22 protein-coding genes are annotated in these 25,804 nt (G+C 43.4%); 13 read left to right on the top strand and 9 right to left on the bottom strand.

Going from position 1 to position 25,804, the window contains the following annotated elements; translation table 11 throughout:
- Window positions 1–283: 283 nt before the first annotated feature.
- From Q0895_RS04375 to Q0895_RS04350, 6 genes are all read left to right on the top strand, one after another.
- On the top strand, window positions 284–1,453 hold the full coding sequence (locus Q0895_RS04375; protein WP_299185818.1) for an alpha/beta fold hydrolase: 1,170 nt from the start codon (window positions 284–286) through the stop codon (window positions 1,451–1,453).
- Window positions 1,454–1,501: 48 nt separating this feature from the next.
- Entirely contained in the window at window positions 1,502–2,044 is a 543-nt protein-coding gene (locus Q0895_RS04370) for an acyl-CoA thioesterase (protein WP_058367817.1), read from the top strand.
- A gap of 175 nt (window positions 2,045–2,219) precedes the next feature.
- Entirely contained in the window at window positions 2,220–2,597 is a 378-nt protein-coding gene (locus Q0895_RS04365) for a DsrE family protein (protein WP_299185817.1), read from the top strand.
- A 256-nt stretch (window positions 2,598–2,853) separates the two neighbouring features.
- Window positions 2,854–3,897, top strand: a complete 1,044-nt coding sequence (locus Q0895_RS04360) for a nitronate monooxygenase (RefSeq protein ID WP_075103304.1) — start codon at window positions 2,854–2,856, stop codon at window positions 3,895–3,897.
- 463 nt (window positions 3,898–4,360) lie between these two features.
- Window positions 4,361–5,929 (top strand): MATE family efflux transporter, encoded by a 1,569-nt coding sequence (locus tag Q0895_RS04355; protein WP_299185815.1) that lies wholly within the window; start codon window positions 4,361–4,363, stop codon window positions 5,927–5,929.
- A 409-nt stretch (window positions 5,930–6,338) separates the two neighbouring features.
- The gene (locus tag Q0895_RS04350; protein WP_075103302.1) at window positions 6,339–6,593 is read left to right on the top strand and encodes a DUF2798 domain-containing protein; all 255 of its coding nucleotides are present in this window, start codon (window positions 6,339–6,341) and stop codon (window positions 6,591–6,593) included.
- On the opposite strand, the gene oppF is transcribed toward Q0895_RS04350, so the two are convergent.
- The 5 genes from oppF to Q0895_RS04325 all read right to left on the bottom strand — a co-directional run bounded on the left by oppF (window position 6,587) and on the right by Q0895_RS04325 (window position 12,481).
- Window positions 6,587–7,618: a murein tripeptide/oligopeptide ABC transporter ATP binding protein OppF gene (gene oppF, locus Q0895_RS04345; RefSeq protein WP_299185812.1), complete on the bottom strand. Its 1,032-nt coding sequence runs from the start codon at window positions 7,616–7,618 to the stop codon at window positions 6,587–6,589. The two genes, Q0895_RS04350 and oppF, sit on opposite strands and share 7 nt — an antisense overlap.
- Before the next feature lie 3 nt (window positions 7,619–7,621).
- Window positions 7,622–8,722 (bottom strand): oligopeptide ABC transporter ATP-binding protein OppD, encoded by a 1,101-nt coding sequence (oppD, locus tag Q0895_RS04340; RefSeq protein ID WP_256713866.1) that lies wholly within the window; start codon window positions 8,720–8,722, stop codon window positions 7,622–7,624.
- 27 nt (window positions 8,723–8,749) lie between these two features.
- Window positions 8,750–9,655, bottom strand: coding sequence for an oligopeptide ABC transporter permease OppC (oppC, locus tag Q0895_RS04335; protein WP_299185809.1), 906 nt, complete (start codon window positions 9,653–9,655; stop codon window positions 8,750–8,752).
- Between the two features lie 78 nt (window positions 9,656–9,733).
- Complete coding sequence (gene oppB, locus Q0895_RS04330; protein ID WP_299185808.1) at window positions 9,734–10,654, bottom strand: oligopeptide ABC transporter permease OppB; 921 nt, start codon at window positions 10,652–10,654, stop codon at window positions 9,734–9,736.
- Window positions 10,655–10,807: 153 nt separating this feature from the next.
- Entirely contained in the window at window positions 10,808–12,481 is a 1,674-nt protein-coding gene (locus Q0895_RS04325) for an ABC transporter substrate-binding protein (RefSeq protein ID WP_299185806.1), read from the bottom strand.
- A 733-nt stretch (window positions 12,482–13,214) separates the two neighbouring features.
- On the opposite strand from Q0895_RS04325, the gene Q0895_RS04320 reads away from it, so the two are divergent.
- The 3 genes from Q0895_RS04320 to Q0895_RS04310 all read left to right on the top strand — a co-directional run bounded on the left by Q0895_RS04320 (window position 13,215) and on the right by Q0895_RS04310 (window position 16,535).
- Window positions 13,215–14,192, top strand: coding sequence for a zinc-binding dehydrogenase (locus Q0895_RS04320; RefSeq protein WP_299185804.1), 978 nt, complete (start codon window positions 13,215–13,217; stop codon window positions 14,190–14,192).
- Between the two features lie 289 nt (window positions 14,193–14,481).
- A complete protein-coding gene (locus Q0895_RS04315; RefSeq protein WP_299185803.1) occupies window positions 14,482–15,462 on the top strand; it encodes a zinc-binding dehydrogenase in 981 nt (326 codons plus the stop codon).
- Window positions 15,463–15,515: 53 nt separating this feature from the next.
- Entirely contained in the window at window positions 15,516–16,535 is a 1,020-nt protein-coding gene (locus Q0895_RS04310) for an oxidoreductase (protein ID WP_299185801.1), read from the top strand.
- A gap of 69 nt (window positions 16,536–16,604) precedes the next feature.
- On the opposite strand, the gene Q0895_RS04305 is transcribed toward Q0895_RS04310, so the two are convergent.
- From Q0895_RS04305 to guaA, 3 genes are all read right to left on the bottom strand, one after another.
- Complete coding sequence (locus Q0895_RS04305) at window positions 16,605–17,591, bottom strand: hypothetical protein (RefSeq protein WP_299185800.1); 987 nt, start codon at window positions 17,589–17,591, stop codon at window positions 16,605–16,607.
- A 128-nt stretch (window positions 17,592–17,719) separates the two neighbouring features.
- Window positions 17,720–18,325: an NAD(P)H-dependent oxidoreductase gene (locus Q0895_RS04300; RefSeq protein WP_299185798.1), complete on the bottom strand. Its 606-nt coding sequence runs from the start codon at window positions 18,323–18,325 to the stop codon at window positions 17,720–17,722.
- A gap of 212 nt (window positions 18,326–18,537) precedes the next feature.
- Window positions 18,538–20,157 (bottom strand): glutamine-hydrolyzing GMP synthase, encoded by a 1,620-nt coding sequence (guaA, locus tag Q0895_RS04295; RefSeq protein WP_299185797.1) that lies wholly within the window; start codon window positions 20,155–20,157, stop codon window positions 18,538–18,540.
- Window positions 20,158–20,226: 69 nt separating this feature from the next.
- On the opposite strand from guaA, the gene Q0895_RS04290 reads away from it, so the two are divergent.
- The 3 genes from Q0895_RS04290 (at window position 20,227) to Q0895_RS04280 (ending at window position 22,876) form a co-directional block, all read left to right on the top strand.
- Complete coding sequence (locus tag Q0895_RS04290; RefSeq protein WP_178379367.1) at window positions 20,227–20,379, top strand: hypothetical protein; 153 nt, start codon at window positions 20,227–20,229, stop codon at window positions 20,377–20,379.
- A gap of 72 nt (window positions 20,380–20,451) precedes the next feature.
- Complete coding sequence (locus Q0895_RS04285) at window positions 20,452–20,970, top strand: cupin domain-containing protein (RefSeq protein ID WP_083606139.1); 519 nt, start codon at window positions 20,452–20,454, stop codon at window positions 20,968–20,970.
- Between the two features lie 31 nt (window positions 20,971–21,001).
- Window positions 21,002–22,876 (top strand): BCCT family transporter, encoded by a 1,875-nt coding sequence (locus tag Q0895_RS04280; protein WP_299185795.1) that lies wholly within the window; start codon window positions 21,002–21,004, stop codon window positions 22,874–22,876.
- Between the two features lie 72 nt (window positions 22,877–22,948).
- Here Q0895_RS04280 and Q0895_RS04275 read toward each other — a convergent pair whose 3' ends face one another.
- On the bottom strand, window positions 22,949–24,121 hold the full coding sequence (locus Q0895_RS04275; protein WP_299185793.1) for a MalY/PatB family protein: 1,173 nt from the start codon (window positions 24,119–24,121) through the stop codon (window positions 22,949–22,951).
- Between the two features lie 338 nt (window positions 24,122–24,459).
- Between Q0895_RS04275 and Q0895_RS04270 the strand changes: the two genes are divergently transcribed.
- Complete coding sequence (locus tag Q0895_RS04270) at window positions 24,460–25,284, top strand: hypothetical protein (RefSeq protein WP_299185791.1); 825 nt, start codon at window positions 24,460–24,462, stop codon at window positions 25,282–25,284.
- Window positions 25,285–25,804: the final 520 nt, after the last annotated feature.

The raw sequence follows: 25,804 nt of genomic DNA, 5'->3' as shown, positions 1-25,804 counted from the left end.
ATAATCAATTCTCAACGAAAAAGGTTCGTTCATAAAAGCGTTCTGCTGGTATAAATTTTCCTCGCGTGCTGTGCGCTTTGCACTCCAAAGGCTTCATAAAATCCATCTCGGCAGTACTGTGTTTTATTTAAATTTAATACATTGCACAATAGAGACGACAGATTAAAAACCATAAAATAAGAACAATTTTTAGTAATCATGCGTTCACGATAAATCATTGGATTTAACATGGCCGAACGTTATGATAAAACACTGTTTAATAACGACTTGATAAGATTAACTTATGCCAACTTCAAAACTTTCAAACACTGCAAAGTCTTCAAATACCGCAAAACCGTTTGCACCCACTCCTTTTAAGCCGCCATTTTGGCTGACCAATCCACATCTGCAAAGTATCTTACCTAAGTTTTTAGCGCCAGAGGTGCCAAAGTATCGGCGCGCAGTCAAGCAAGACTCGTTATGTGAGACAGACATTGCTTATGACTTCTACGATGCGCATCCCATAGAGGCAACTGACGACGGTACGCTTGAGCAAACCCCTTTAGTGGTGCTATTCCACGGCATGGAAGGCAGCAGTGACAGTCATTATGCACGCGCCTTGGCGTATCAGATGCATAGCGAGGGCTGGCACTTTGTAGTAGCACACTTTCGCAGTTGTGGCGGTATTCCGGCTAATGGTCGCGTCTTTTATAATGCTGGCGACACCGAAGAGGTGCATCATATGCTCCAGAATTTACGTGAGCAGTATGCACATATCTATGCGGTAGGCGTCTCACTAGGCGGAAATGCACTGGCAAAATACATGGGCGAATATGGCGATGATGCGCTATGTGAGGGTGCTGTGGTAGTCTCAGCTCCTGTCGATATGTCGTCGGCTGCACTCAGTATGCATAGCTTTTTGAGTCATCGTATTTATACGCCGTATCTGCTCAATCCAATTATCAAAAAAGCCTTATCGAATGACATAAGCGAAGAGGAAATCGCCTCTATTAAGGCCGTCAATCGTATCAGCGATTTTGATGATATCTTTACCGCGCCGCGTCATGGCTACCGTTCCAACAATCACTATTATTATACTGCCTCCGCACTGCCGCACCTTATCAACGTTACTCATCCGCTACTGCTGATTAGCGCCAAAGACGATCCGTTCCTTGGCTTTACCGCCACACCAAACGATGTGTCTGATAGCGTCACTATTTTGGAGACTGAGCACGGTGGACATATTGGTTATTTGCGTTATCGCTCAACAAGCAAGCAGAGTGATACGGTAAGATTAAACGCTAAACAATCAAAAAAGAATGGTAAAAAAACCAAGACTTCAAAATTCGATATCAATTGGATCCCTGAGACCGTTAGCGCCTTTTTTCACTCGATTGGCATTTCGTCTAACGATATTTCACTTGATAACACTTCAAATAAAAATACTTCACCTAACAATGCTTCTAATGAATAATAATTTAATAAGTCATAATCCTAATCCTTAAACTACTGAGAATCTGTCATGTATCCATTTTTTCGTTATGCTAAATCTATCACTAAGGCTGTCATCGCTCACCAAAAAGGCGCTCAACTAGACTTAGCAGATACCAGCGAGATTGAGATTCGTTGTAGCTTGACAGATATTGATAATTTTTTAGAGATGAATAATGGTCGCGTGCTGACCTTGTTTGATTTGGGACGTACTGACTTTGCCATTCGTACTGGTCTTGGCAAACAATTATTGCATAAGCGTTGGGGGCTGGTCGTAGCTGGCAGCACCGTACAATATCGCAAACGTATTCGCGCTTTTGATAAGGTCACTATTAAGACGCACGTCGCTGCTATCGATGAGCGCTGGATCTACGTGGAACAATCAATGTGGGTCAAAGGCCAGCCCTGCTCATCTGCCCTTCTACGAACGGGTGTCACTAGTAAAGGTCGTGTGATTGAAACTCAAGAAGTACTGGATGCGATGGGCAAATCTGATTGGGATATGCCGCCGACTGGCTATGTAGCCGAGTGGATTGAGAGTGATGATGACCGTCCGTGGCCGCCTTTAGGTTAGGCTAACTGTAAATTTATTTTTGATAATCTGTCACAGCCAGTTAACCTTAAGACTACTGTTCTATAACATTACATTATATAAATAAATATAATAAATGTTAGGATATTAGTGAGTAGAATATCCAATTGGATATTAATTAATGTCTAAGTAAACACAGTCTAATAAGGAAAATAAAATGGTTAATAATACGGATTATGTAGGTACGCTGTTTGATAATAGTGAATCAAACCCGAGCAAAATTACTTTAGTCTTTACGATGGCAGGTGTCGCGCTTAAAAAAGGTCACTCTGCATCAGTGATATTGATGGTAGATGCGGTACACCTAGCATTGCCTAATGCTTTGGATAACGTCGATATCGGCGCACCGTTTGATCCTGCTAAGGATTTGCTAGAAAACTTTATCGAAAAAGGCGGACAAGTTTTAGTCTGCGGCGCCTGCATGGAACATAACGGTGTAGAAGAATCCGCCATTGATAAACGCTTTACAAAAATTAGTGGTGATGATGTGGTTGAGCTGTTGATGAATGCGAAGGGATCTTTGCAGTTGAACTAAGCGTTTAAGCTAAGTAAGTAGTTTATAAAAATAGGTCAGTTTTCTTAGTCATCTTTTTGATGGTTTGGAGGCTGACCTTTTTTTGATGCTATTATTTAACTACAAAACCGTAGTCAAATGTCTTAACTACAATCTTGTAGTAAAAACTCACCTTTTCTATTTAGAAACTAAATACACATTATCTAACATGCAAGCCGTCCAGCTTTGCTAAAGTAAGTCATGTAAAACGCCTAATAAAATAAACAGGAAGCCCGTCATGACCTTACTTAACACCTTTGATTTAACCTACCCTATCGTGCAAGCACCTATGGCAGGAGCAACCACGCCTGAGCTGGCGGCGACAGTCAGTAACTTTGGTGGATTGGGGTCATTAGGGTCCGGCACGACGGCGCCAGATGTTTTGGATAAGCAAATTGACACTATTAAATCGCTCACCGATCGCCCTTTTATGATCAATCTGATGGTGTTGTCTGAGCATGATTCTAGTACGTTGGACAGCGAGATTCCTGCTTGGCTAAGCCAGTATTATAAACAGCAAAATATTGAAATAGAGTTACCTGCACGCCCAGCGCTTAGGTTCGCAGACCAGCTACAAGTGCTCTATGACAATCCTGTTCCTGTCGCTAGTTTTACCTTTGGTATTATTAGCGCCGAACAAGTGCAGCGCCTGCAAAGTCTAGGCACACGCGTCATCGGTACCGCCAATCATCCATTGGAAGCAAAAGCTTGGGCGGATATTAGCGCAGATGCAGTATGCGTGCAGGGGGTAGAAGCTGGTGGCCATCGCGGTGGTTGGTTGCAAGAAAGTGCAAAAGATCCCATGGGACTGTTGACATTGATTAGTCAAACACATGCTTGTACCGATATTCCGTTAATCGCGGCCGGCGGTATTATGACCGGGCAAGCTATCAAGGCGATTCAAACGGCAGGTGCTGAGCTGGCGCAAATAGGAACGGCATTTTTGACCACAGATAAATGCGGCATTAATGATATTTATAAACAGGCGCTACTCGATGTCAGTCAAGATAAACGCAGTTCTGAGACCCGCTTAACAAGACTGTTTTCAGGTAAGCAGGCACGCGGCTTATTAAATGATTATCTGCGTAATTTTGGCCAATTTGAGAGCGCACATGAGCTACCACCTTACCCACAATTAAATGCCATGACCAAAGACCTGCGTGCGCATGCGAAAAAGAACCTTGATGCAGAACACCAGTCTTTATGGGCAGGACAAGGAGTCGCTTTGGCCAGACAAGAAAGCACGACTGAGTTACTAGAGCGACTGGTAAAGGATTTGTAATTGCTATAGCCAAAAAAAAGAAACACCAGACCAGCTGATGTTTCTTTTTTTAGTTTTAAACAAACCTTTTAACTTAAATAATTATTTCTTCAACCTTTCCCTAAACGCCTTATAATCCTTCGCCGTTTCTTTTACCGCTTCGATCATTGGCACATGACCGACTGCTGGCATCATGATAACCTGCGCTTGCGGCATGATATCAAGCATTAGTTCGGCAGTTTCAGGCTTATCGACCAGCCATATTCTGATAATGATGATAAAAGCGAGTTAAATTTGTGTCGAACATAGTCATTATCTTCCTCTCCAAACTGTATGACAATCACATAAAAGATAACAGTCAAACGATCATAAAGCATGCCGAGGGTTTACAGCTCTAATAAAGACGGTACAAGCTTTCTGGTTTATGATGAGCGTTTTCGTTTAATCAGCCTCACATTAAAGGTCTAGCGCAAAAGGACAAACATTGAGTAAAACAAATACCGCCACTGGTAAACAGCGTGACCTCACCCAAGGATCAATTGCCAAAACGATGCTCCTGTTTGCATTACCAACCCTTGGATCATCTGCCCTACAGTCGTTAAACGGCTCAATCAATGCTATCTGGGTGGGTCGGTTTTTAGGTGAAGAGGCGTTGGCAGCGACGGCGAACGGCAACATCTTGATGTTTATCCTGATATCCTTCGTTTTTGGTTTTGGTATGGCTGCTACTATTTTGATTGGTCAATCAATGGGCCGCCGTGACGACGCTATGGTTAAGAAAACCATGGGCACAGCGCTGGGTAGCATTATTCCGATAAGTGTATTGGTATCAGCAATAGGGTGGATATTTGCCCCGACGTTACTTGATTTGCTTGGCACACCGGCAGGTGCGTTAAACCTTGCCCTGACTTATCTGCGGATGATTTTCGTTGCGATGCCCATCACACTGACCTTTACACTGCTAATGATGGCACTGCGCGGAACGGGCGATTCTACGACGCCGCTTTGGTTTATCATTATATCGGTGGTTATTGATCTGATTTTGACGCCGACGCTGATTTTGGGGCTAGGACCATTTCCCGAATGGGGTATATTTGGCTCAGCCTTTGCAACCGCCGTCGCAAACACGCTAGCGCTTATTGGCATGGTTGTCACCTTGTACTGGCGTGGTTCTGTGTTGACCCTTAGGTTACCAGAGCTGCGCTTTTTGCGTGCAGACCGTGAAATACTAAAGTCGATGTTCTCAAAGGGGTTGCCGATGGGCACTCAGATGATCGTTATCTCTTCAGCTGCATTAACCATGCTGTCGCTTATCAATCGTGAGGGGGTACAGACGACAGCCGCTTATAGTGCCACACAGCAGCTTTGGACCTACGTGCAAATGCCTGCAATGGCGTTAAGTGCCGCTGCCAGTGCGATGGTCGCACAGAATATTGGTGCCAATCAATGGAGCCGAGTTGCAGGAATTACACGCTGGGGACTTATCTTTAATGTGATGTTGACAGGGGCTATGATTGGGGTGCTGACCATTTTTGATGAAACTATTTTGGGCCTGTTCCTTGGTAGTGACAGCGAAGCGGTGCCGATTGGGCGACATATTCAGTTGATGGCGACATGGGGCTTTGTGTTTTTTGGGATAGCGCAAGTGCTGTTCGGCACTATGCGTGCGAACGGCTATGTGATTTGGCCGCTGATCGTCATGGTGATTTCGATGTACCCAGTGCGTCTTGGCTTTGCTTTTGGGCTTTATCCATTACTTGGAACCGATGCGCTTTGGCTGTCGTTTCCAGCAGGCATGATAGCAACCGCTGTGATGGGGGCAGGACTATATCTACATGGTGGGTGGCGTAAAGGCAAACACCTAAACGTAGAAGAGGCTGCACAGAGGTCTGAGGAGTTTCGCGCGCATACAGGCACCAGTGCGTCGTTTCGTGATATTTTACCGACCACTGTATGGAAACTATCGCCTCTACGCCGTATCACAAGATTGCATCGACGACTACAGAGACGACTTCATAGGCATCGTATGATAAGAAAGAATAAACGCTCATAGCTTGGTTTATATATACAATCTTGACTTAACTTGGCTTTGCGGCTTTTGCTCATTAGTATGGCGGGCAATTTTTCATGATACTTACCTATTACTACGATACTTGAGTTTTTTGTAGAGAATCTTGCTGCTGCTGATTTGCTATGTTATGGCCTTATTAATTTGTTGTGAGCTTGTCCATCGTAGCAAAACTGACTGTCTCAAGTAAGACAATTTCAAAAAGTTAACTATTGTCATTAAGATATAGCAAAGCTTATCATTGATAATAGTTGTTTTATCAATAGCTCTACACGCTATATCATAGACGCCAAAAAATTAAGAATAGTGCTTTACTCAACTGTTTACCGAATTATAAAGTCATGCTGATATTATTATGCGAGCGTGACTCTTTTATGTAGGACTAGATAATATTATGGCAAAACTACCTACTATTAAAATACGTACTCGCCGCAAATACTATCGGCTTATCTTTACAGGTCTTATGGCGCTGATGATGTCACTCATTATCTCCACTGCGTTGATATTGGTCAAAGCTGGGTACAGCGATCATTTTTTTGCCGATTTGTTAGGGTCGTGGGGGCTGGCGTTTGTATTTGCGTGGCCAAGCGCGTATGTCTGCGCGTATTTTGTGCAGGAGCATGTACTTAGCCGGATTGAGTTTTATTGAGCTGTGTCCACCTTATTTTTTAAACAAGCCACCCTATGATTTAACGTTCCTTCCAGTATTGGCTCAATCCGAGCACACTCTTCATCAGCCAACGGACAGCGGGTTCGAAACACACAGCCTGACGGTGGGTTGATTGGACTAGGCAAGTCACCTTCTAATAGTTGAATGGTTTTGTTACGCTCAGCGATAGGATCAGGTAACGGCACAGCAGACATCAGCGCTTGCGTATAAGGATGTGTTGGATTGCTATACACGGCTTTATCCACCCCAAGCTCAACTGCGTGACCCAAATACATCACCAGCACCCGATCGGCAATGTGTTTTACTACCGATAAATCATGAGCGATAAAAATAAGTGCCAAACCCATTTCTTGTTGGATATCTTGCAACAAATTAATGACCTGGGCTTGAATTGAGACGTCAAGTGCGGAGACTGGCTCATCACAGATAATGATTTTAGGTTTTAATATCAGGGCACGAGCAATGCCAATACGCTGACACTGACCACCGGAGAACTCATGCGGATAGCGGTTGATTTGGTTGGGCAATAACCCAACCTTTTTCATAATAGCGCGCACCTCGTCTTGTACTTCCGGTTTTTTTATTTTTGGATAATAAGTACGTAGCGGCTCGGCAATGATATCACCTACGGTCATACGCGGGTTGAGCGAGGCCAGTGGATCTTGGAAGATCATTTGAATATCTTTACGTTTTAGGCGCATAGTCTTTTTGGAAGCACCAACCATCTCAGCATTATTAAACTTAATACTGCCAGATTTGGCACGTACCAAACCAACGATGGTTCGAGCCAGCGTTGATTTGCCGCAGCCAGACTCACCAACCACCCCCAAGGTTTCACCTGCAAACAGCTCAAACGATACCCCATCGACCGCTTTTAGGGTGTCAGGCTTTTGCCAAAAGTATGAGCCTTTACGCTTAATATCGAAGCTTGTATGCACATCTTGTACTTGTAATAGCGGTGTTTGGCTATCGGATTTAATCATTTCTACATTTAATGTTGACATATCCTAGCCCTCCATCTCTGTTAAACCTGATATTTCATCTACTTGTATCTCAGGCTGCCAATGGCAGGCACGTTGACGATCATGCGGCAAAAATTCAAGAGGCGGTGGTACATCGCGGCAAATATCCATCGCGTGAGGACAGCGCTCATGAAACGGACAACCAGTCGGTAAGTTAAGCAGGTTGGGCGGACTACCTGGAATAGTGGCAAGCTGACCACCGTCATCATCGAGACGTGGAATGGCTTTGAGCAGACCGATAGTATAAGGATGCGTTGGCGTATAAAAAATCTCTTCCGTCTCTCCGTACGCCATAGTACGACCTGCATACATCACTAGCACCCGATCACAAATGCCCGCGACCACACCCAAATCATGAGTAATCATAACAATAGTGGTACCAAAGTCGCGTTTGAGCTCGTTAAGTAGCACCATAATCTGTGCCTGTACAGTGACATCAAGCGCTGTGGTAGGTTCATCAGCGATCAACAGCTTGGGGCGACACAATAGCGCCATCGCAATCATCACGCGCTGGCGCATACCACCTGAGAACTCATGCGGATACATACCGATACGTTTTTTGGCCTCCGGTATTTTTACCGCATCGAGCATCTTTACCGACTCATTCCAAGCTTCTTTTTTACTCATACCTTTATGGAGAATCAATACCTCGGCGAGCTGATCGCCTATTTTCATATAGGGATTGAGCGAGGTCATCGGATCTTGAAAGATCATAGCGATTTGCTCAGCGCGAATTTTATTCAGAGTTTTTTGCGGTAAGCCCAATAGCTCCTGATCTTCGAAACGTACTGAACCTTGGGTACGACCGTTTTTTGCAAGCAGACCCATGATAGCAAATGCAGTCTGTGACTTGCCGGAGCCGGACTCACCGACGATGCCTAAAGTCTCGCCCTTATGAAGGTCGAAGTTTAAACCATTAACTGCAGTTACCAGACCATCTTCGGTAGTGAATTGTACGGATAAATCTTTGACTGCTAGTAAACTCTTCTCTTTATTAGTTTGTTTATTAATAGTTGAGTCAGCGCCTACTTTATGGACAGTAGAGTCTATTTTCATAGGGACGTTATTGATGTCTTGAGTTGTCATGATGTTATTCTCCTAGCGATATTTGACCTAACGGTCTTTGGGATCAAACGCATCACGCAGACCATCGCCGATAAAGTTAAAGCAAAATAGAGTAATGACCAAAAATGCAGACGGAATCAAAATCTGCCATGGTGCCACCTGCATGGTTTGTGAGCCTTCTTGTAGCAGTGCACCCCAACTGGTCATCGGCTCTTGCACACCCAGTCCTAAGAAACTCAAAAACGACTCAAATAAAATCATCGTCGGCACTAGTAAGGAGGCGTAAACCACCACCACGCCAAGTACGTTTGGCACGATATGACGAAGGATAATGTTAAAACCTGACACCCCACCGACGTGTGCTGCCTCAATGAACTCTTTACTCTTTAGGCTCAATGTCTGACCACGCACAATACGCGCTACATCAAGCCAAGAAACCAAACCTATAGCGACGAAAATTAAAATAAGATTACGACCAAATATTGTCACTAGCAAAATCACAAAGAACATAAATGGAAAGGCGCTCAAAATCTCCAAAAAGCGCATCATGATCATATCGACTTTACCACCAAGATAGCCCGATGTTGCGCCATACACGGTACCAACCAATACCGCCACCGTTGCGCCTGCGATACCGACTAGTAAAGATATTCGTCCGCCCATTGCGGTACGTACGAGCAAGTCGCGACCGAGCGAGTCGGTACCAAAATAATGCTGGTTTTCAATCGATGGCGCTGCTTGCATAAAGCTCCAATCGGTCTCAGCATATCCATAAGGCGCTAGCATCGGTACAAATATCACAAAAGCACCGACCAGCAATAAAATAAAAAAGCTGGCCACTGCGGCTTTGTTTTGATAAAAGCGTCGCCACGCATCTTGCCAAAGGCTACGGCCTTTAATCTCTTTGGTAGGCAAATCAGCCATGCCAGTAGGTTGGTCTGCGATAAGGCTCATAGTCGTCCTTTTAATAATCTGTCATTTAAAGTGTTAAGCGGCAGTGCGCTCTAGATAACGGCTCGTTTTTGATCACAATCAATACTGAACTTTGGGATCAATAACGGCGTATAAAATATCGACAATAGCGTTAAAGGCAATGGTCAATACGCCAACCAAAATGGTCAGACTCAGCACCACACCATAATCGCGATTAAGCGCTCCATTGACAAATAACTGACCGATACCCGGTAGACCAAAGATGGTTTCAATAACAATAGAGCCTGTGATAATACCCACAAAAGCAGGGCCTAGATAAGAAATAACAGGTAGTGACGCTGGACGCAAAGCATGCTTTAACACAATTTGACGCATCGGTAACCCTTTAGATTTGGCGGTGCGTATATATTGGCTATTCATCACCTCGATCATCGAGCCACGCATGATCCGCGCGATACTTGCCACATAAGCCAGCGCTAAAGCGGTAACAGGTAAAATGAGGTTTTGCACGGCCCCATCATTCCAGCCGCCTGCCGGTAACCACTGCAAAATGATGGCAAAAATAAGCACGAGTAACGGCGCTTTGACAAAGCTTGGAATCACAACGCCGGTCATCGCAAAAGCCATGAGCACGTAATCAAGCCATGAGTTTTGCTTGAGTGCAGCGATAATACCAAGTGCCAAACCCAGTACCACTGCTACTACAAAGGCATAAAATCCAAGCTCTAACGAGACGGGTAGAGACTGGGACAACAGCTCATTGACCGTATAGTCTTTGTACTTAAAAGACGGCCCAAAGTCGCCTACTGCCAACTGCTTTAAGTAGTTGACATATTGTAGCCACATTGGGTCGTTAAGATTATATTTGGCTTCAATATTTGCCAATACCGCAGGTGATAAGTTGCGCTCTGTTGTAAAAGGACTACCAGGCGCTAGGCGCATCATAAAAAAGGACACGGTAATCAAAACAAACATAGTCGGAATGGCTTCTAAGATACGCCGAAAGATGAGCTTTAGCATAGAACCTCTTTATAGAACCTTTGTATAAAGGCTCCTATCTCTAAAATTTTTCTTGAAACAATGACCTTCAAGATTTATAAGTCCAAACAGACAAGCGCTATAAATCAGAACAAATCTTTTTTATAGCGCTCACTTATAAAGGTGATTTAATGACTAGTGTTTGGCAATAGAGATATTTTTGCCCTGCCAATTGCCCAAAGGATCATTCTCCGAAAATCCGATAACATAAGGCTTAACCATTCGCGGACTGACGTAGTGATAGATGTTTAACAGCCCCATATCGTCATCCAACTGAGCCTCTGCTTGCTGATACAAATCTGCACGCTGCGCATCGGTGACCCCAGGTTTTAGGGTTTGCGCCATCAGACTGTCAAATTTGGGACTATTGTATTTACCGTAGTTGCCGCTATTGTCGGATTTTGTGATATTTAAAAAGGCTGAAGGCTCATTGTAATCCGCACACCAGCCAGCACGCGCAATTTCATAATTACCGTTACGGCGCGTATCAAGGTAGGTTTTCCATTCTTTATTGACTAAATTGACATCGACAAACCCAATTGCTTGTTTCCACAGTGAAGTGGCAGCAACCGCGACCTTTTTATGATTGTCATTGGTATTGTAGAGTAGCTCAAAGCGAAGCGGATTATTCTCATCATACCCTGCTTCGTTGAGTAGTTTTTTGGCCTCAGCGATACGTTTGTCCTGATCCCAACTGGACCACTCTGGCGTGTTTGCCACATCACCATTGGTCACAGTAGGCGTCAGCTGATAAGCGGCCGTTTGGCCTTGACCGATTACCTTATCAACGATAGTGTCACGATCTAAGGCTAACGCCAAAGCGCGGCGTACTTTAGGATCATCAAAAGGCGGTTTTACGGTATTAAATTCATAATAGTAAGTACAAAGGTAAGGCGATACTCTCAGCTCTTTTCCATAATCTGCCTGCAAAGAGTTAAACTGCTCGGTTGGAATCTCGTTATAGGTTACATCAACCTCACCTGCCTGATAGCGCGATACATCAGTCACGCTAGAGGGAATCGGTAACATGGTGATCGTATCAAGCGTAGTATTGGCGTCATCGTAATACTTAGAATTACGCGACAGCACCAGCTCGTCATTGATCTGCCACTTACTGACTGTATAGGGACCATTGACTACAATATTCGTAGGGTCTGTCCACTTATCGCCAAATTCTTCGACGGTCTTTTGATGTACTGGTTTGACTGAGTTATGAATCAGCATATCGGGGAAGTACGGTACTGGTTCTGTTAGTGTCACTTGTAGCGTCTTATCGTCGATGGCTTCTACGCCTAGCGTCTCAGTACCAGCAGCGCCCGCGACGATTTGATCAGCGCCTTTTACTTTGGCATCGACCAAATAGCTTGAATAAGGGGACGCTGTGTTTGGATCGACCAAACGACGCATACTATAAGCGAAATCCTCTGCGGTAACTGGATCACCATTTGACCATTTGGCATCACGCAGTTTAAACGTCCATACCTTGTTATCGTCGCTCTCCCAACTGGTTGCCATTGCTGGGATAGTTTTGCCATTAGCATCGGTATTGGTCAGGCCCTCAAATATTTGACGACCAATATTAGATTCGGGTACGCCCGATACTTTATGCGGATCTAGCGACTCAGGCTCGGTGCCGTTATTGATGGTCAGCTCTTGCGTTTCAGCCAAGACATTAGGGTCGATGTCAGCTGCAGCATTGGCATTGCTGGTGTTGGCAGTATTGTCGCTACAGCCTGTCATAAACATAGCAAGTACAAGAGAAGTGGGTAAAAACACAGTAGTACGGAAGGTAACAGAATTGCGCGTCATATAATATCCTAGCAGAAAGATCGACTAACGTTTAGTAAATCCATTTAAGTTTAATATCTATTATTTCAATATCCATATTTATGTCGTTAGAGGTCAGAGTCCGACTACTAATCTTGCAATTGCTATGATTGGACCGTCTGTCACTTAAATCAGCAACTGCTATTACTGACACAATGTAGAAAACTATTAGTAATATTAATAGTAGAAAATTTTTATAATGTCAACAGCTCTCAATCCTTTAAAAAGAATATTAGATAAGATCGGTTTTTAGCTTTGATAATATTAATAGTTAAAAATAGATAAAAATTCTGCTAATTCTTAACTTTTTGCATTAATTCATCGCCTTTTGTCTCGTAAACCACACCATTGGTCAAAACCTTGTTTTATTGTTACGAATTGTAGCTTATTTCTATTTAATATTATTATGGTGTTCATAAGTAATGATTTGCCTGATTCAACTTAAACAATAACACCATAGTGCTACTATTTTTGCGCTAAATACGAAGTCTGAAGAATTTGAAAAACTGTATAAAGTTTGAATATTATTGAAACCCTCAAACTAGACAGCTAAGACTTCACAATGAAGAGACCACGACAACGTTAGGTAACGAAAGTAATATTGCGATTGATGGGCCAGACTTGTTACTGTTGATGACTGATTAAACGCCCCTCTTACAAGCGTTCGTTATCTACCACTCCCCCGAATTAATCAAAAAACAAAAAAGGATTTATTATGCGTAGCGCAACCTATGACACTTTTGGAAAACCGACTGAGGTACTTAGCCTTGGTGATAGACCTATTCCGGAGCCAAAAGCCGATGAAGTGCGAGTCAAAACCATACTCGCCTCTATTCACAACCATGACTTATTGACCATTCGCGGTAAATACGGCTTTAAACCTGAACTGCCAGCGATCGGTGGTTCTGAAGCCTTAGGTATCATCGATGCCGTAGGTAGCGACGTTAAAGACCTAAAAGTCGGTCAGCGTGTTGCGGCAGCCAGCGTCCAAGCGACGTGGGCTGAATACTTTACAGCATCTGAGGACATGGTATTCGCTATACCTGATAGCTTAGATGATGAGTTGGCTGCACAATTAATCGCCATGCCGCTTAGTGCCTTGATGCTGCTTGAGTTCTTAGAAGTAGAGAGCGGTCAATGGATTATTCATAACGCTGCTAATGGCGCGGTTGGTAAATCGCTTGCGATGCTTGCTGCGGCGCGCGGTGTCAATACAATCAACGTCGTACGCAGTAGCGATGCGTTAGAAGAGTTAGAAGCCCTTGGTATAAAAAATAATATCAATAATTCAGACGAAGACTGGAAAGATCAAGTCCGTAACATCGTAGGCGATGACAGCATCAGCGCGGCAGTTGACTCTGTCGGCGGTGAGGCCAGTGGTGATTTATTGTCGTTGCTAGGTCATTATGGCACCTTAGCATCTTTTGGTATTATGTCAGGTCAGCCAATGACGCTTAACCCCACACATATTATCTTTAAACAAGCCACTATTAAAGGCTTTTGGGGTAGTAAGATCAGTCAAGAAATGAGTGTCGAAAACAAGCAGCGTTTGGTTGATGAGCTGATTGAGCGCGCGGTTGATGGCAAGTTAAAACTACCTGTTGAAGCGACTTTTGATTTAGCCGATATTACCAAAGCGGTCGACGGTAAATTGCAGGCCAGCAAAAACGGTAAGGTGTTATTAAAGCCTTAGCTTTTAGGCAATACTAAAACTATCAGTGATGGCAGTGTTCTTCTTAGAATTCTGCCATTTTTTTGTGATTTTTTTTAACAATACCAACCCATTCATCGACTTTACAATGATAAGCAAGTAACAACGTTAGGTAACCAAAGTAATATTGTGAGAGCTTAAGCCATATTGTTAAGGTGAATGTTGTTATTCATAATGACTGATAAACACTATTATTAATAAACACTGTTACTGTTAATTAAATAGTTTCATACTCTAAAATCCACCTAAAAAATAAATAAAGGAAATGACGATGCGCACTGCAACTTACAATGAATTTGGCAAACCATCGGACGTGCTTAGCGTAACCGAAAGCCCTACTCCAGAACCTAATAACAACGAAGTCCGTATCAAGACTATCTTATCTTCCATTCATAATCACGACCTTGTTACCATCAAAGGCGAGTACGGTAATAAACCTAAACTGCCTGCGACAGGCGGTAGTGAGGCGGTAGGAAAAATCGATGCTTTGGGAGAAGACGTAAAAGGCTCTGAAAAAGGTCAGCGCGTCGTCGTATCAGGCGTACAAGGCACGTGGGCGGAGTATTTTATCGCGCCAGCTCAAAGCATCATCCCTATACCAGACGCTATCGATGATGAGATGGCCGCTCAATTAATCGCCATGCCGATGAGTGCGCTGCTGCTCATTGAGTTTTTAAACATCAAGCCGGGTCAATGGATCATCCAAAACGCTGCCAATGGCGCGGTTGGTGAATCTATGGCAATGCTCGCTCCCGAGCGTCATATCAATACGATTAATTTGGTGCGTAGTACAGAATCGGAACAAGAGCTTATCGATTTGGGTATCGTTGATAACAATGTCGTGACTGATAATGATGACTGGAAAGAGCAAGTAAAAAATATCGTTGGTGACGCCAAAATTAGCGGCGCGGTCGATGCGGTCGGCGGCAAGTCTGGTGGCGAGCTAGTAACACTGCTGGGTAAACACGGTGCGCTAGCATCTTTAGGTGCCATGTCTGGCAAACCGCTCACACTTAATCCTAGCAATTTGATTTTTAATTTGGCGCAGGTAAAAGGCTTTTGGGCGAGCGATATGATGCAAGAGATGAGCCACGATGATATGCAGCGCTTGACTCGTGAGCTGATCGAGAGCGCGGCAAGCGGTGTATTAAAACTCCCTACTGGCGGCATTTATTCTTTAGATGATATCCAAAAAGCAGTCTCTGATGAGGTACAGTCAGACAAAAAAGGTAAGATATTGATTAAGCCTTAATATATGTGTTTAAAACCTATTTAATCCAAAAGTAATAAAAAAGGAACAATATTATGTCCAATCAAACAAACTCTGATAATAAAACCTTTAAAGCCTTAGTGGTCGAAGAAACCAGCGACGGTAAGTTTGAAAAAAGCATTCAACAGCGTAATGTCAGCGATTTACCTGAGAACGATTTATTAATCGAAGTACACTATTCATCATTAAACTTCAAAGACGCCATGTCAGCATCAGGCAATAAAAGAATCACTAGAAACTATCCGCACACCCCTGGTATTGACGCGGCAGGCGTCGTAGTCAGTGACAAGTCTGGCTCTTTTAAAGAAGGTCAAGAAGTCGTAGTCTTTGGCTATGATTTGGGCATGGATACGGATGGTGGCCTCGCCCAAATGATTTCTATCCCTGCCGATTGGGCGGTAGCTTGTCCAGAGTCTTTATCGCTAAAAGAAGCCATGATTTATGGTACTGGCGGCCTCACCGCAGCCTTAAGTGTGCAAAAGCTTGAGAAAATGGGCGCAAAGCCTGAAGATGGTGCCGTCGCCGTCACGGGCGCAACAGGCGGTGTCGGTAGTATTAGCATTGCGATATTAAGTCAATTGGGCTACGAGACTATCGCCTTCTCAGGTAAGCCTGAACAAAGCGATTATCTAAAAGAGCTTGGCGCGAGTGAAGTCCGTCATCGCGATACTATCAATGAGATCGGCAATAAACCTGTCGGGCGCGAGCTATGGGCCAACGCCATCGATACGATTGGCGGTGATTATCTAGCCAACTTACTTAAACAAACCAAAGCGGGCGGCGCAGTCACTTCTTGTGGTCTAGCGGGCGGTGCTGAGTTCTCGATGACGGTATTGCCGTTTATCACCCGCGCGGTGTCTCTACTCGGTATTGATTCGGTCTATATTCCACTGGATGATAAAAAGGCCATTTGGGAGCGTGTTTCAACCGATATGAAACTGCCAAATCTTGAAAGTTATGCTGAAGAAATCACCTTAGAGCAAACCCCTGAATACCTAGAGCGCTTTATTGATGGTAAGGCTGTGGGACGTTATGTGGTGAATGTGAAGGGTTAGGTTTTAACATTTGCTATAAAAAAAGCAGCGCTCGTTTGGAGGGCTGCTTTTTTATCAAGCATAGGCGGCTTACGAAGAGACTTTCACACCTTGGTACTCTTTGCTTGCGCCAAATACTTGTTTATGGCAAAAGCTTACTGTGCGTTTATTATATTGTTCTAACGCCCTTAGGTCATTATTTCGGATATCTATAATTATTTCTTTAGGCTTTGTTTTTAAGTAATTCAATATATCTTCCTCGATATTTAAATCTGAACTCTCTATATCTATAAAACAATAAGTTACAAATATATTGGAGCATAAATTAAAATCCCATATCATTTTATTACCTTCTTCGTATAAATTAAACCCTCTATCAGAAAGCAGACATGATTTTTCATCATAGGTATATATATATACTCTAGTATCCAAAATTTTATTCTCAAAAATTCTTGTGATAACTTGATCTAAAAAGCTAACTTTTTCTTCCTCCATAAGATTCAACAACATAAAAAGAGTCGCTAACCAGTCTCTATAATTCTTTTCTGTTATGCCTAGTATTTTACATATATAATTTTGCTGAGGATTTTTACCTTTTAACACACGGTTAAAATTTTTAAAATGCACGTCATCAGTTGGATGCAAACCTTTAATATCAGAAAAGGTATTCAGATTTTTCTCTATAGAATAAGGATTTCTAATAGAGTTTAGAATTTTAGATCTAAAGATATTAATTACTTCTGATTTAATATCATCTTCGTTATTTTTCAACTTAACTATTAGACTATTAGTATTATCCCTTATCCTACTTTCATAACTTTCAAATAAATTTTCAAAATTATATCTATAAGCACATTCTTCTAAAACATCAAAGCTAAATAAATGCAAAATTTGCAGATTATTTGATATATTTATCCCTTTTTTAGAATCCATGCTAACTATGTATGAGTCACGATTTTTTAAGCTAAATGAATATATCCTTTGATTTTCCTTGTTAGCGTTCCGATTTATACTGTTAAATCTTTGCTCTACTTGAGATAAAAAGTGCTGTTCTTTTGTCTCACTGCGAAAATCCATCTTCAACCTTCCTTCAGATTATATTTTGTTATTTTAGCTTATCTGGAACTCTATGGAGTACTCCGCGCTCAAAAAAAAACACCCAACCAAGTTGAGTGTTTTTCTATTGCCTATCAATCGTCCAAAGCTTACAGCTTACTGATAATCTCATTCAATTGCTGATTAAACGATTCATCCGTCACTTCGCCTTTCTCGACATCAAAGTTATCAAAGAAGTTAGGCAATGACAGCGCGCCTTTAACATCAGCGGCAAAGAATGGCGCTGAGCCTTCGGCCGCAGCAAGGACGCTTTGCGCGCCGCTCGGCCCTGGTGAAGTGGCCAACATAATCATTGGCTTGTCTTGATAGACCTTCATATCGATACGCGATGCCCAGTCAAACAGATTTTTATAAGCAGAAGTGTACGAGCCGTTGTATTCCGCAAACGAGATGACGATAGCATCCGCCTCGCCAATCGCTTGATAAAAATCATGGGCAAATTGCGGGATACCGCTCTCTTTTTCGCGCTCTTCACTATAGATCGGCATCTCAAGATCATGAATATCGAGCAAGGTCACATTGGCATCATCAATCTGTGTGGCGCTATAGCGTGCCAGTTTTTGGTTGATAGAATTTCTGCTGTTGCTGGTGCCAAAGGCAAGTACGTTCATTATAAAATCCTTATGCTTGTTTTGTGTTATGGCGGCGATAGCGTTGGTCATTGCCTGTTTATCATTCGCTGTTGGGCAATCCATACCGCCTTATTACGTGCCACTATGATACGCCTTATGAACGTGATGACCGATTTTAATAGCTGATAACCTTGATAAGTATTATTAATCGGTTGGGTAACGGTGGCCGTTTTTATATTTTTATTACAGCAATCAGTAGAGCGAAGTATAGGAATGCCACCCACAAAAAAGCCCATACAACGATGGGCTTTTTTTATGCGCTTAAGACTAGAAAGTTATTCCCACTCAATCGTCGCCGGCGGCTTGCTCGACACATCATAAGTCACGCGTGAGACATCAGCGATTTCATTCATGATGCGATTCGATACTGTCTCAATCAAATCATACGGCAGATGGGCAAAGCGCGCGGTCATAAAGTCCACCGTCTCGACCGCACGTAGCGCAATCACCCACGCATAGCGGCGACCATCACCGACCACGCCAACTGACTTGATCGGTTGGAATACCGCAAACGCTTGCGCGGTCTTGTCGTACCAACCTGAACGCTCCAGCTCTTGCATAAAGATCGCATCGGCAAGACGCAGGATATCAGCATATTCTTTTTTGACTTCGCCAAGGATTCGCACGCCTAGACCTGGGCCTGGGAACGGATGACGGTAAATCATCTTCTCTGGTAAGCCAAGGGTGATACCAAGTTTACGCACTTCATCTTTAAATAGATCGCGTAACGGCTCGACCAATTCAAACGCCAAGTCATCTGGTAGACCACCAACGTTATGGTGGCTCTTAATCACATGCGCTTTACCTTGATGTGATTTCGCTGATTCGATGACGTCAGGATAAATCGTCCCCTGTGCTAAGAACTCAATGGTTTTGCCATCGCTTTGCGCGCTGATTTCGCGGGCACTATTGGCAAACACGTCGATAAAGGTTTTACCGATGATTTTACGTTTGGCTTCAGGGTCAGACTCGCCTGCTAGAGCGTCTAGGAACAAATCTTCGGCATCGACACGGATGACCTTGACGCCCATGTTTTCGGCAAACACTTGCATCACTTGATCGCCTTCGTGCAGACGCAGCAGGCCATTATCGACGAATACACAGGTGAGCTGATCGCCGATCGCCTTGTGCAATAGCGCGGCAACCACTGAGCTGTCGACGCCGCCTGACAGGCCGAGCAATACTTGCTTGTCACCGATTTGCTCTTTGAGCTGTGCCACCCGCATATCGACGATATTGTCCGGTGTCCACTCACCAGCACAGTCGCAGATTTGATGGACAAAGCGGCCTAGCAGCGCCTGACCTTGTAGGGTATGAGTGACTTCGGGATGAAACTGGAGACCATAGTATTGCTTATCATCATTGGCCATAATGGCAATCGGACAGCTAGGCGTACTAGCGATAATATCAAAGCCTTGCGGCGCTTCGATGACCTTGTCGCCATGGCTCATCCAGACGTTTAGCGTGGTCGATTTGTCTTCATTGACGCTGTCTTCGATGCCATCAGTAAGCTTTGAATGGCCATTGACATTGATGGTCGCTGCGCCAAACTCATGGATATCACTGGCATGTACCTTACCGCCGAAACGATCTGCCATCGCCTGCATACCGTAGCAAATGCCAAGTACTGGTACACCAAGCTCAAACACAGCGTCATTGATACGTGGGCTGTTTTCCGCATGCACACTCTCAGGGCCGCCCGATAGGATGACACCTTTGGCACCAAAGTCATGGATGCGCTGAGTGTCGATATCATAAGGAAACATCTCACAAAAAACGCCAGAGTCGCGCACACGGCGAGCGATGAGCTGGCTGTACTGCGAGCCAAAATCGAGAATAAGAATGCGGTCTTGCTTGATAGTAGGTAATGCAGTAGTGGCAGCGGCAGTGGTCATAAATCGATGTCCATCAAGAAAAAATTAGTGCCCTATTTTAACAAGTTTGCGCCCATTAATGGCTATTAGATGATGAATTATTCGCAGTTATTGACGATTATTAGCCGTTTTGCCAATTATTCGCAGTTATTTGAATTTGACAGTATTGAATGTGAGAAAAGAACAGGCAGCAATATCGATAATAAGAAAGCTGGACGCTTACTAACCGCATTTTATACGTAATTAAGCAAACAAAACCACGCATTTATAGCTACTATAAGATTATGCACAAAATAAAAGTAACGGAGACAAACCATGACTAAGCCATTGGAAGGGTTATCCCTAGAGCTACCGCAAGAGACGCTCAAAAGTACCCAAGATTACATCCTAACTAAGTCTGATATCGAAGATACGCCTGAGACCAAGCATGTTCATCAGTTTAATGAGCGCGCTATTCGGCATACAGTTTCGTTGAGTGATATCACTGGTCTGACCAAATTTGGTTTGCATCTTGTGCGCGTTGAGCCGGGTGATGAGACCACACAGCATCATTATCATGAAGAGTCAGACGAATTTGTCTATGTATTATCAGGACAGCTTTTATTGCATTATGGAGAAGAGTGCTATCAGTTAGCTGCTGGTGATTTTGTAGGTTTCCCCGCGCATGGTGCTGCGCATTCTATGATTAATGATAGCGATACGGACGCAGTCTATCTGATGGGCGGCAACAGACCACCGTTTGATATTTGCCATTACCCAGGGATCAATCGAAAAATGTATACTATTCACGGAAAAAAGGAATTTGTAGACTTAGAAAATTTAGGCGAGGTATAAAATTTAACATCCAATACAAAGAGAAAACAACATGGGCAACACTGATAACAGTAAGGGCATTAAAAAACCTGATAAATCTACGTCAGGTCTCGGGCTATCAAAAGAATATCTTCCAGACTATGTAAAAGCACGATCCAAACATCATAAACCGCCGCATCTAGGTACCTTCGATGTGGGTATGTCTATTCCGCAGTGGCGACCTGATCATGTACCCGATACCCGTATTGACAAATTTACTTTTTTTATGGTGCTTGTCATACTTTTTAGTATTGCTGTGCCTTTGATACTGTTTCCTGAGCAAGGCAAAGAATGGGTTGGGATCGCTCGCAGCTTTGTCAGTGCTAACTTTGGCTTTGCTTATCTGGCCTTTGGTGTCATTGCTTTATTGTTCGTCATTTACATTGTACTTTCGGATATTGGCAAGATCAAACTGGGCCGACCAGAAGAAACCGCTGAATTCTCCGATGTCTCTTGGGCATCGATGCTGTTCTGCGGGGGTATTGGCGCCAGTATTCTTTACTGGGGTTTGATTGAGTGGGCGTATTATTATCAAGGCCCGCCTTTTAACTTAGCAAGCGGCTCACCAGACGCCATTCGCTGGGCCACCACCTATGGCATCTTTCATTGGGGACCTGTCGCTTGGGCCATCTATTTAGTACCAGCGGTTCCGATTGCTTATTTTTATTATGTGCGTCAGACCCCAGTACTTAAGGTCAGCCAAACGCTTATGCCATTACTAGGCGAAAAGCTGGCTGGTAGCAATTGGGCTAAGATGCTCGACGTGCTGTTTGTCTTTGGTATGGTGGGGGGCGGTGCGACGACACTGGGTCTTGCCTCTCCGCTTATCAACGAAGGTTTATACAATTTATTTGGTTTACCGCGTAACATAACTATGCAAATTGTGGTGTTATTAGTGACTACCATGATTTTTGCCTATAGTGCGTATCAGGGGTTAAAAGGCGGCATTCAAAAACTCTCTAACATCAATTTTTATTTGGCTGTGATATTTCTGCTGTTCATCTTAGTCGTTGGGCCAACCGTCTTTATCTTAAATACGGGCTTAGAAGCCATCGGGCGTTCTATCACCGAAATGCCGCGCATGATGACCTATGTTGAACCCTTTAAAGACTTCCAACAGTTCGGCTTTGAGCACACCACCTTCCCGCAAGATTGGACCGTTTTCTATTGGGCATGGTGGTTGGTATTTGCACCGACTATTGGCTTATTCATCGCCAAAATCTCGAGAGGACGTACGATACGTAATATGGTCTTAGGCTCGATGTTCTATGGCTCGATGGGCTGTGCGATGTTTATGATTATCTTGGGTAATTATGGTCTCTATCTACAATTGACTGGCACAGTAGATGTGGTTGCTGTCCTAAATAATGAGTCGCCCACTGCGGCCATCTTTGCCATCTTAAATAGCTTGCCGATGTCTTATGTCGTCATCGCTATCTTTACCTTTTTGGCCACTATCTTTACTGCCACGACTTTTGATTCTATCTCTTATATCTTGGCGTCCGTGGTACAAAAAGAAGTCGATGACGAACCGCATCGTTGGAACCGTCTATTTTGGGCATTCACATTGTGCTTGTTGCCTGCTATTTTGATGTTTTTGGGAGACCTGCAAACCTTACAGACTGCGTCTATCATCGCGGGTGCGCCGCTCATTATTATCCTATCAATGATGATCATCTCGGTGATTAAAGCGGCGCGCTATGATCTGGCTTATCAGCCTGATTACGGGGTAAAAACCATTCATATTGAAGAGCTGCCTGATAATTCACCGTGGCAAGAGGGGTTGACATCAGAGGCACTCGAAGGCTCGATATTGGCTCAGCAAGATGAATGGAAGCAGATGCGTATCAATCTTGGACAATCTGAGAACGATACAAACGGGAAGTAACATACTTATGCTTTGATTAAAATAACAAGTCAACAGGCTGGGTGATATTGGTCTCCCAGCCTTTTTATTTTTTTATTTATGATCATTCACACTATTAAAAGCCGTATGTATACGATTTAACCCTTCTATTAGCAGCGCTTTAGGACATGCTACGTTCAGGCGCATTTTAAGATGACCAGCGTCACCGTATTGAATACCGGCACTGAGCTCAACTTTAGCGTCTCTAAGCGCGTCATAAAGTGTCTTATCGTCTTGACCATATGCTGAACAATCAAGCCATATCAAATACGACGCCTCTGGGCGCATGACCTTAATATCAGGCAAATGCTGATTCAAAAACTGCACAGCGAACTCTATATTGGTTTCGATATACGTTAACGCCTGCGCCAACCACTCCCTACCTTCTTTATAAGCACTATAAGTCACTTCATAAGCAAACAAATTAAGATCGTGCTCATCACTTAAGCGCTGCTGCCAGTTAATTTTATTGATTAACGCCTCATCTTTAGCAAAGATGATTGAGCTTTTAATACCAGCGACGTTAAAGGTTTTGGTCATCGAAGTTAGGCTCACTACTTTATGCTCATAACCTTCTGCTAGCGTTAAAAAAGGGGTAAACGTATGACCGTTCAAAGTTAAATCTTGATGAATCTCATCGCTGACAATCGCTACATCATGCTTTTTGCAAATCGACAGCAACGCTTGAAGCTCATCCCTCGTCCACACGCGCCCGCCTGGATTATGCGGATTGCATAACAAATACAGCTTGACCTCATGCTCGACTATCTTAGCTTCTATATCGGCCAAATCTAGCTGATATTTACCCTCAACCTCTTTTAAAGCAGAAGTCACGAGCGTACGACTATTTTGCTCAACCTTAGTCATAAAAGGGGCATAAATGGGATCATTAACCATGACCGCATCTTCTGCCTCAGTAAACATTCTCAGCATCAATGCCAAACTTGGTATGACACCGTGAGAAAAGAGGATGTGTTTTTTGTTCAATGCTAAACCATAACGGCTACCATGCCAGTCAATAATCGCTTGATATAGCGCATCAGTGGGTTTGGTATAGCCCAATACGCCATGCTGCAGTACGCGTTCAATCGTGTTTAGGATAGGCGGCGCAGCTTTAAAATCCATATCTGCTACCCAAAGCGCAATAGTGTCATCGTTATAATGCCATTTAAGGGACCCTGTACCGCGTCTGTCAATTATCTCATCAAAGTTATATAGCACAGGCATTTTCCTTCATTAAAAAAACAAAGGTTTAGGGTACAACAGGAATGGCCTCATCGCCAATCGCTTTATACAAATTACATAGATATGCAATGAGATGACGATACGCAGACTAAAACTATTAGGCGTTGATTGGCAGTTTATCAACCTAAATAACATTTGAAATAAAATACTAGCATTAGTTGAGTTATTAATATAAGTTAATAGTATGTTTGCATTTATAAATATATGTTCATATTTTTATCATGGGAGGGATCCAACACTGCAAGCAATATAAATTCTATTACTACCTACTCAAACCAATACTTAGCCAAGACGGCTTTTTTAAAATAGGATAATTTATAATGAAAATGGACTTTCTACCAAACTTAGCATTCAAAATAAGCATGCTTACTTTAGCGGTCGCAGGCGTCGCTTCATGCACAACTATGGCGTCAAGCGCTGAGTCTCAATCAATGAATACAAATGCAACTAGCAGTACTGCCCTCGCTCTTGGCAATACTGCTATGGCTGGTGGCACTAACGATACCGTCGCTATCGGTAGTCAAGCCAAAGCAGGTCTGAATTCAGCAACGGCCGTCGGCGGTCAAGCCAATGCCGCTGGTCTCGGCTCAACGTCTATTGGCTGGCAGTCTAAAGCCACTGCTGAACGTGCGCAAGCTTTTGGTCATCTAGCCAATGCGAGTGGCGTACGTTCTACCGCGGTGGGTGAAGCGGCATCCGCTGGCGGTACTAATGATACCGTTGCCATCGGTAATAAAGCCAATGCAGGTCTCAACTCAGCAACGGCCGTCGGCGGTGAAGCCAACGCTGCTGGTCTCGGCTCAACGTCTATCGGTTGGCAATCAAAAGCTACCGCCGAACGTGCGCAAGCTTTTGGGCACATAGCCAATGCGAGCGGCGTACGCTCTACTGCAGTGGGTGAGGCAGCAGCAGCACAAGGGGCAAATTCGGTCGCCGTAGGCAATAAATCTATGGCAGGCGGTATGAACAGTATCGCTATCGGTAACGAAGCAATGGCGGCTAAAAACAACCAAGTCGTCTTAGGTAGCGCTGGTCAAGTGCAGTCTAGTACCGCGTCACAGTCAGGTACGGTCAGAATAGTCACTATCGATGACAACGGTACTTTAGGCACGATGCTCGTTGACTATTACAAGTCGGCTAAATAATCATAGACAAGTTATCAATGCTGGTGCAGATATAACCAATCATACTCGATAAGGTCGTGAAACCTCGCTATGGCGAGGTTTTTTTGACATAAAATAATGGATTACGAGCTTTTTTAAAAAAACTTCTTTCTAAACTCAATACTATACTTTTCAACTATGAACTTCTCGAACATCTCATAAATAAAACAAAAATAGAAAATAGCCATGAATGTTCAACAGACTCTAATTAAATAAATACAGACTACAGATTTTTGTCATTACCTCATAGTCACCATGTCATTATTAACTCTATTCAAATTGACAGTATCGTCATTCTATTTATACAGAGAAACCAAATTTTCATAAACTATTTAGCATTGGTTAACTATTGATTAACTTAGATATTTTTTAGAATAAAAAACTAGCATTGGTTGAGTTATTGCTATAAATTAATAATATATTAAGGGGCTGTAGTAGATAAGGATTAAATATCACACCATTTTCTCAAGGTTTTCAGCTGATTAGATGGTGAGCCATAGTT

Source organism: uncultured Psychrobacter sp., from assembly GCF_947495825.1.
Classification (GTDB): Bacteria; Pseudomonadota; Gammaproteobacteria; order Pseudomonadales; family Moraxellaceae; genus Psychrobacter.
The sequence above is the reverse complement of the archived record's forward strand: the minus strand, read 5'-3'. Positions and strand labels throughout refer to the sequence as shown.

What these genes read in the sequence shown, in the direction of transcription:
- Q0895_RS04375 (WP_299185818.1), top strand. Translation starts at nt 284, where the DNA reads ATGCCAACTTCAAAACTTTCAAACACTGCAAAGTCTTCAAATACCGCA.
- Q0895_RS04370 (WP_058367817.1), top strand. Translation starts at nt 1,502, where the DNA reads ATGTATCCATTTTTTCGTTATGCTAAATCTATCACTAAGGCTGTCATC.
- Q0895_RS04365 (WP_299185817.1), top strand. Translation starts at nt 2,220, where the DNA reads ATGGTTAATAATACGGATTATGTAGGTACGCTGTTTGATAATAGTGAA.
- Q0895_RS04360 (WP_075103304.1), top strand. Translation starts at nt 2,854, where the DNA reads ATGACCTTACTTAACACCTTTGATTTAACCTACCCTATCGTGCAAGCA.
- Q0895_RS04350 (WP_075103302.1), top strand. Translation starts at nt 6,339, where the DNA reads ATGGCAAAACTACCTACTATTAAAATACGTACTCGCCGCAAATACTAT.
- oppF (WP_299185812.1), bottom strand. Translation starts at nt 7,618, where the DNA reads ATGTCAACATTAAATGTAGAAATGATTAAATCCGATAGCCAAACACCG.
- oppD (WP_256713866.1), bottom strand. Translation starts at nt 8,722, where the DNA reads ATGACAACTCAAGACATCAATAACGTCCCTATGAAAATAGACTCTACT.
- oppC (WP_299185809.1), bottom strand. Translation starts at nt 9,655, where the DNA reads ATGAGCCTTATCGCAGACCAACCTACTGGCATGGCTGATTTGCCTACC.
- oppB (WP_299185808.1), bottom strand. Translation starts at nt 10,654, where the DNA reads ATGCTAAAGCTCATCTTTCGGCGTATCTTAGAAGCCATTCCGACTATG.
- Q0895_RS04325 (WP_299185806.1), bottom strand. Translation starts at nt 12,481, where the DNA reads ATGACGCGCAATTCTGTTACCTTCCGTACTACTGTGTTTTTACCCACT.
- Q0895_RS04320 (WP_299185804.1), top strand. Translation starts at nt 13,215, where the DNA reads ATGCGTAGCGCAACCTATGACACTTTTGGAAAACCGACTGAGGTACTT.
- Q0895_RS04315 (WP_299185803.1), top strand. Translation starts at nt 14,482, where the DNA reads ATGCGCACTGCAACTTACAATGAATTTGGCAAACCATCGGACGTGCTT.
- Q0895_RS04310 (WP_299185801.1), top strand. Translation starts at nt 15,516, where the DNA reads ATGTCCAATCAAACAAACTCTGATAATAAAACCTTTAAAGCCTTAGTG.
- Q0895_RS04305 (WP_299185800.1), bottom strand. Translation starts at nt 17,591, where the DNA reads ATGGATTTTCGCAGTGAGACAAAAGAACAGCACTTTTTATCTCAAGTA.
- Q0895_RS04300 (WP_299185798.1), bottom strand. Translation starts at nt 18,325, where the DNA reads ATGGATTGCCCAACAGCGAATGATAAACAGGCAATGACCAACGCTATC.
- guaA (WP_299185797.1), bottom strand. Translation starts at nt 20,157, where the DNA reads ATGACCACTGCCGCTGCCACTACTGCATTACCTACTATCAAGCAAGAC.
- Q0895_RS04290 (WP_178379367.1), top strand. Translation starts at nt 20,227, where the DNA reads ATGATGAATTATTCGCAGTTATTGACGATTATTAGCCGTTTTGCCAAT.
- Q0895_RS04285 (WP_083606139.1), top strand. Translation starts at nt 20,452, where the DNA reads ATGACTAAGCCATTGGAAGGGTTATCCCTAGAGCTACCGCAAGAGACG.
- Q0895_RS04280 (WP_299185795.1), top strand. Translation starts at nt 21,002, where the DNA reads ATGGGCAACACTGATAACAGTAAGGGCATTAAAAAACCTGATAAATCT.
- Q0895_RS04275 (WP_299185793.1), bottom strand. Translation starts at nt 24,121, where the DNA reads ATGCCTGTGCTATATAACTTTGATGAGATAATTGACAGACGCGGTACA.
- Q0895_RS04270 (WP_299185791.1), top strand. Translation starts at nt 24,460, where the DNA reads ATGAAAATGGACTTTCTACCAAACTTAGCATTCAAAATAAGCATGCTT.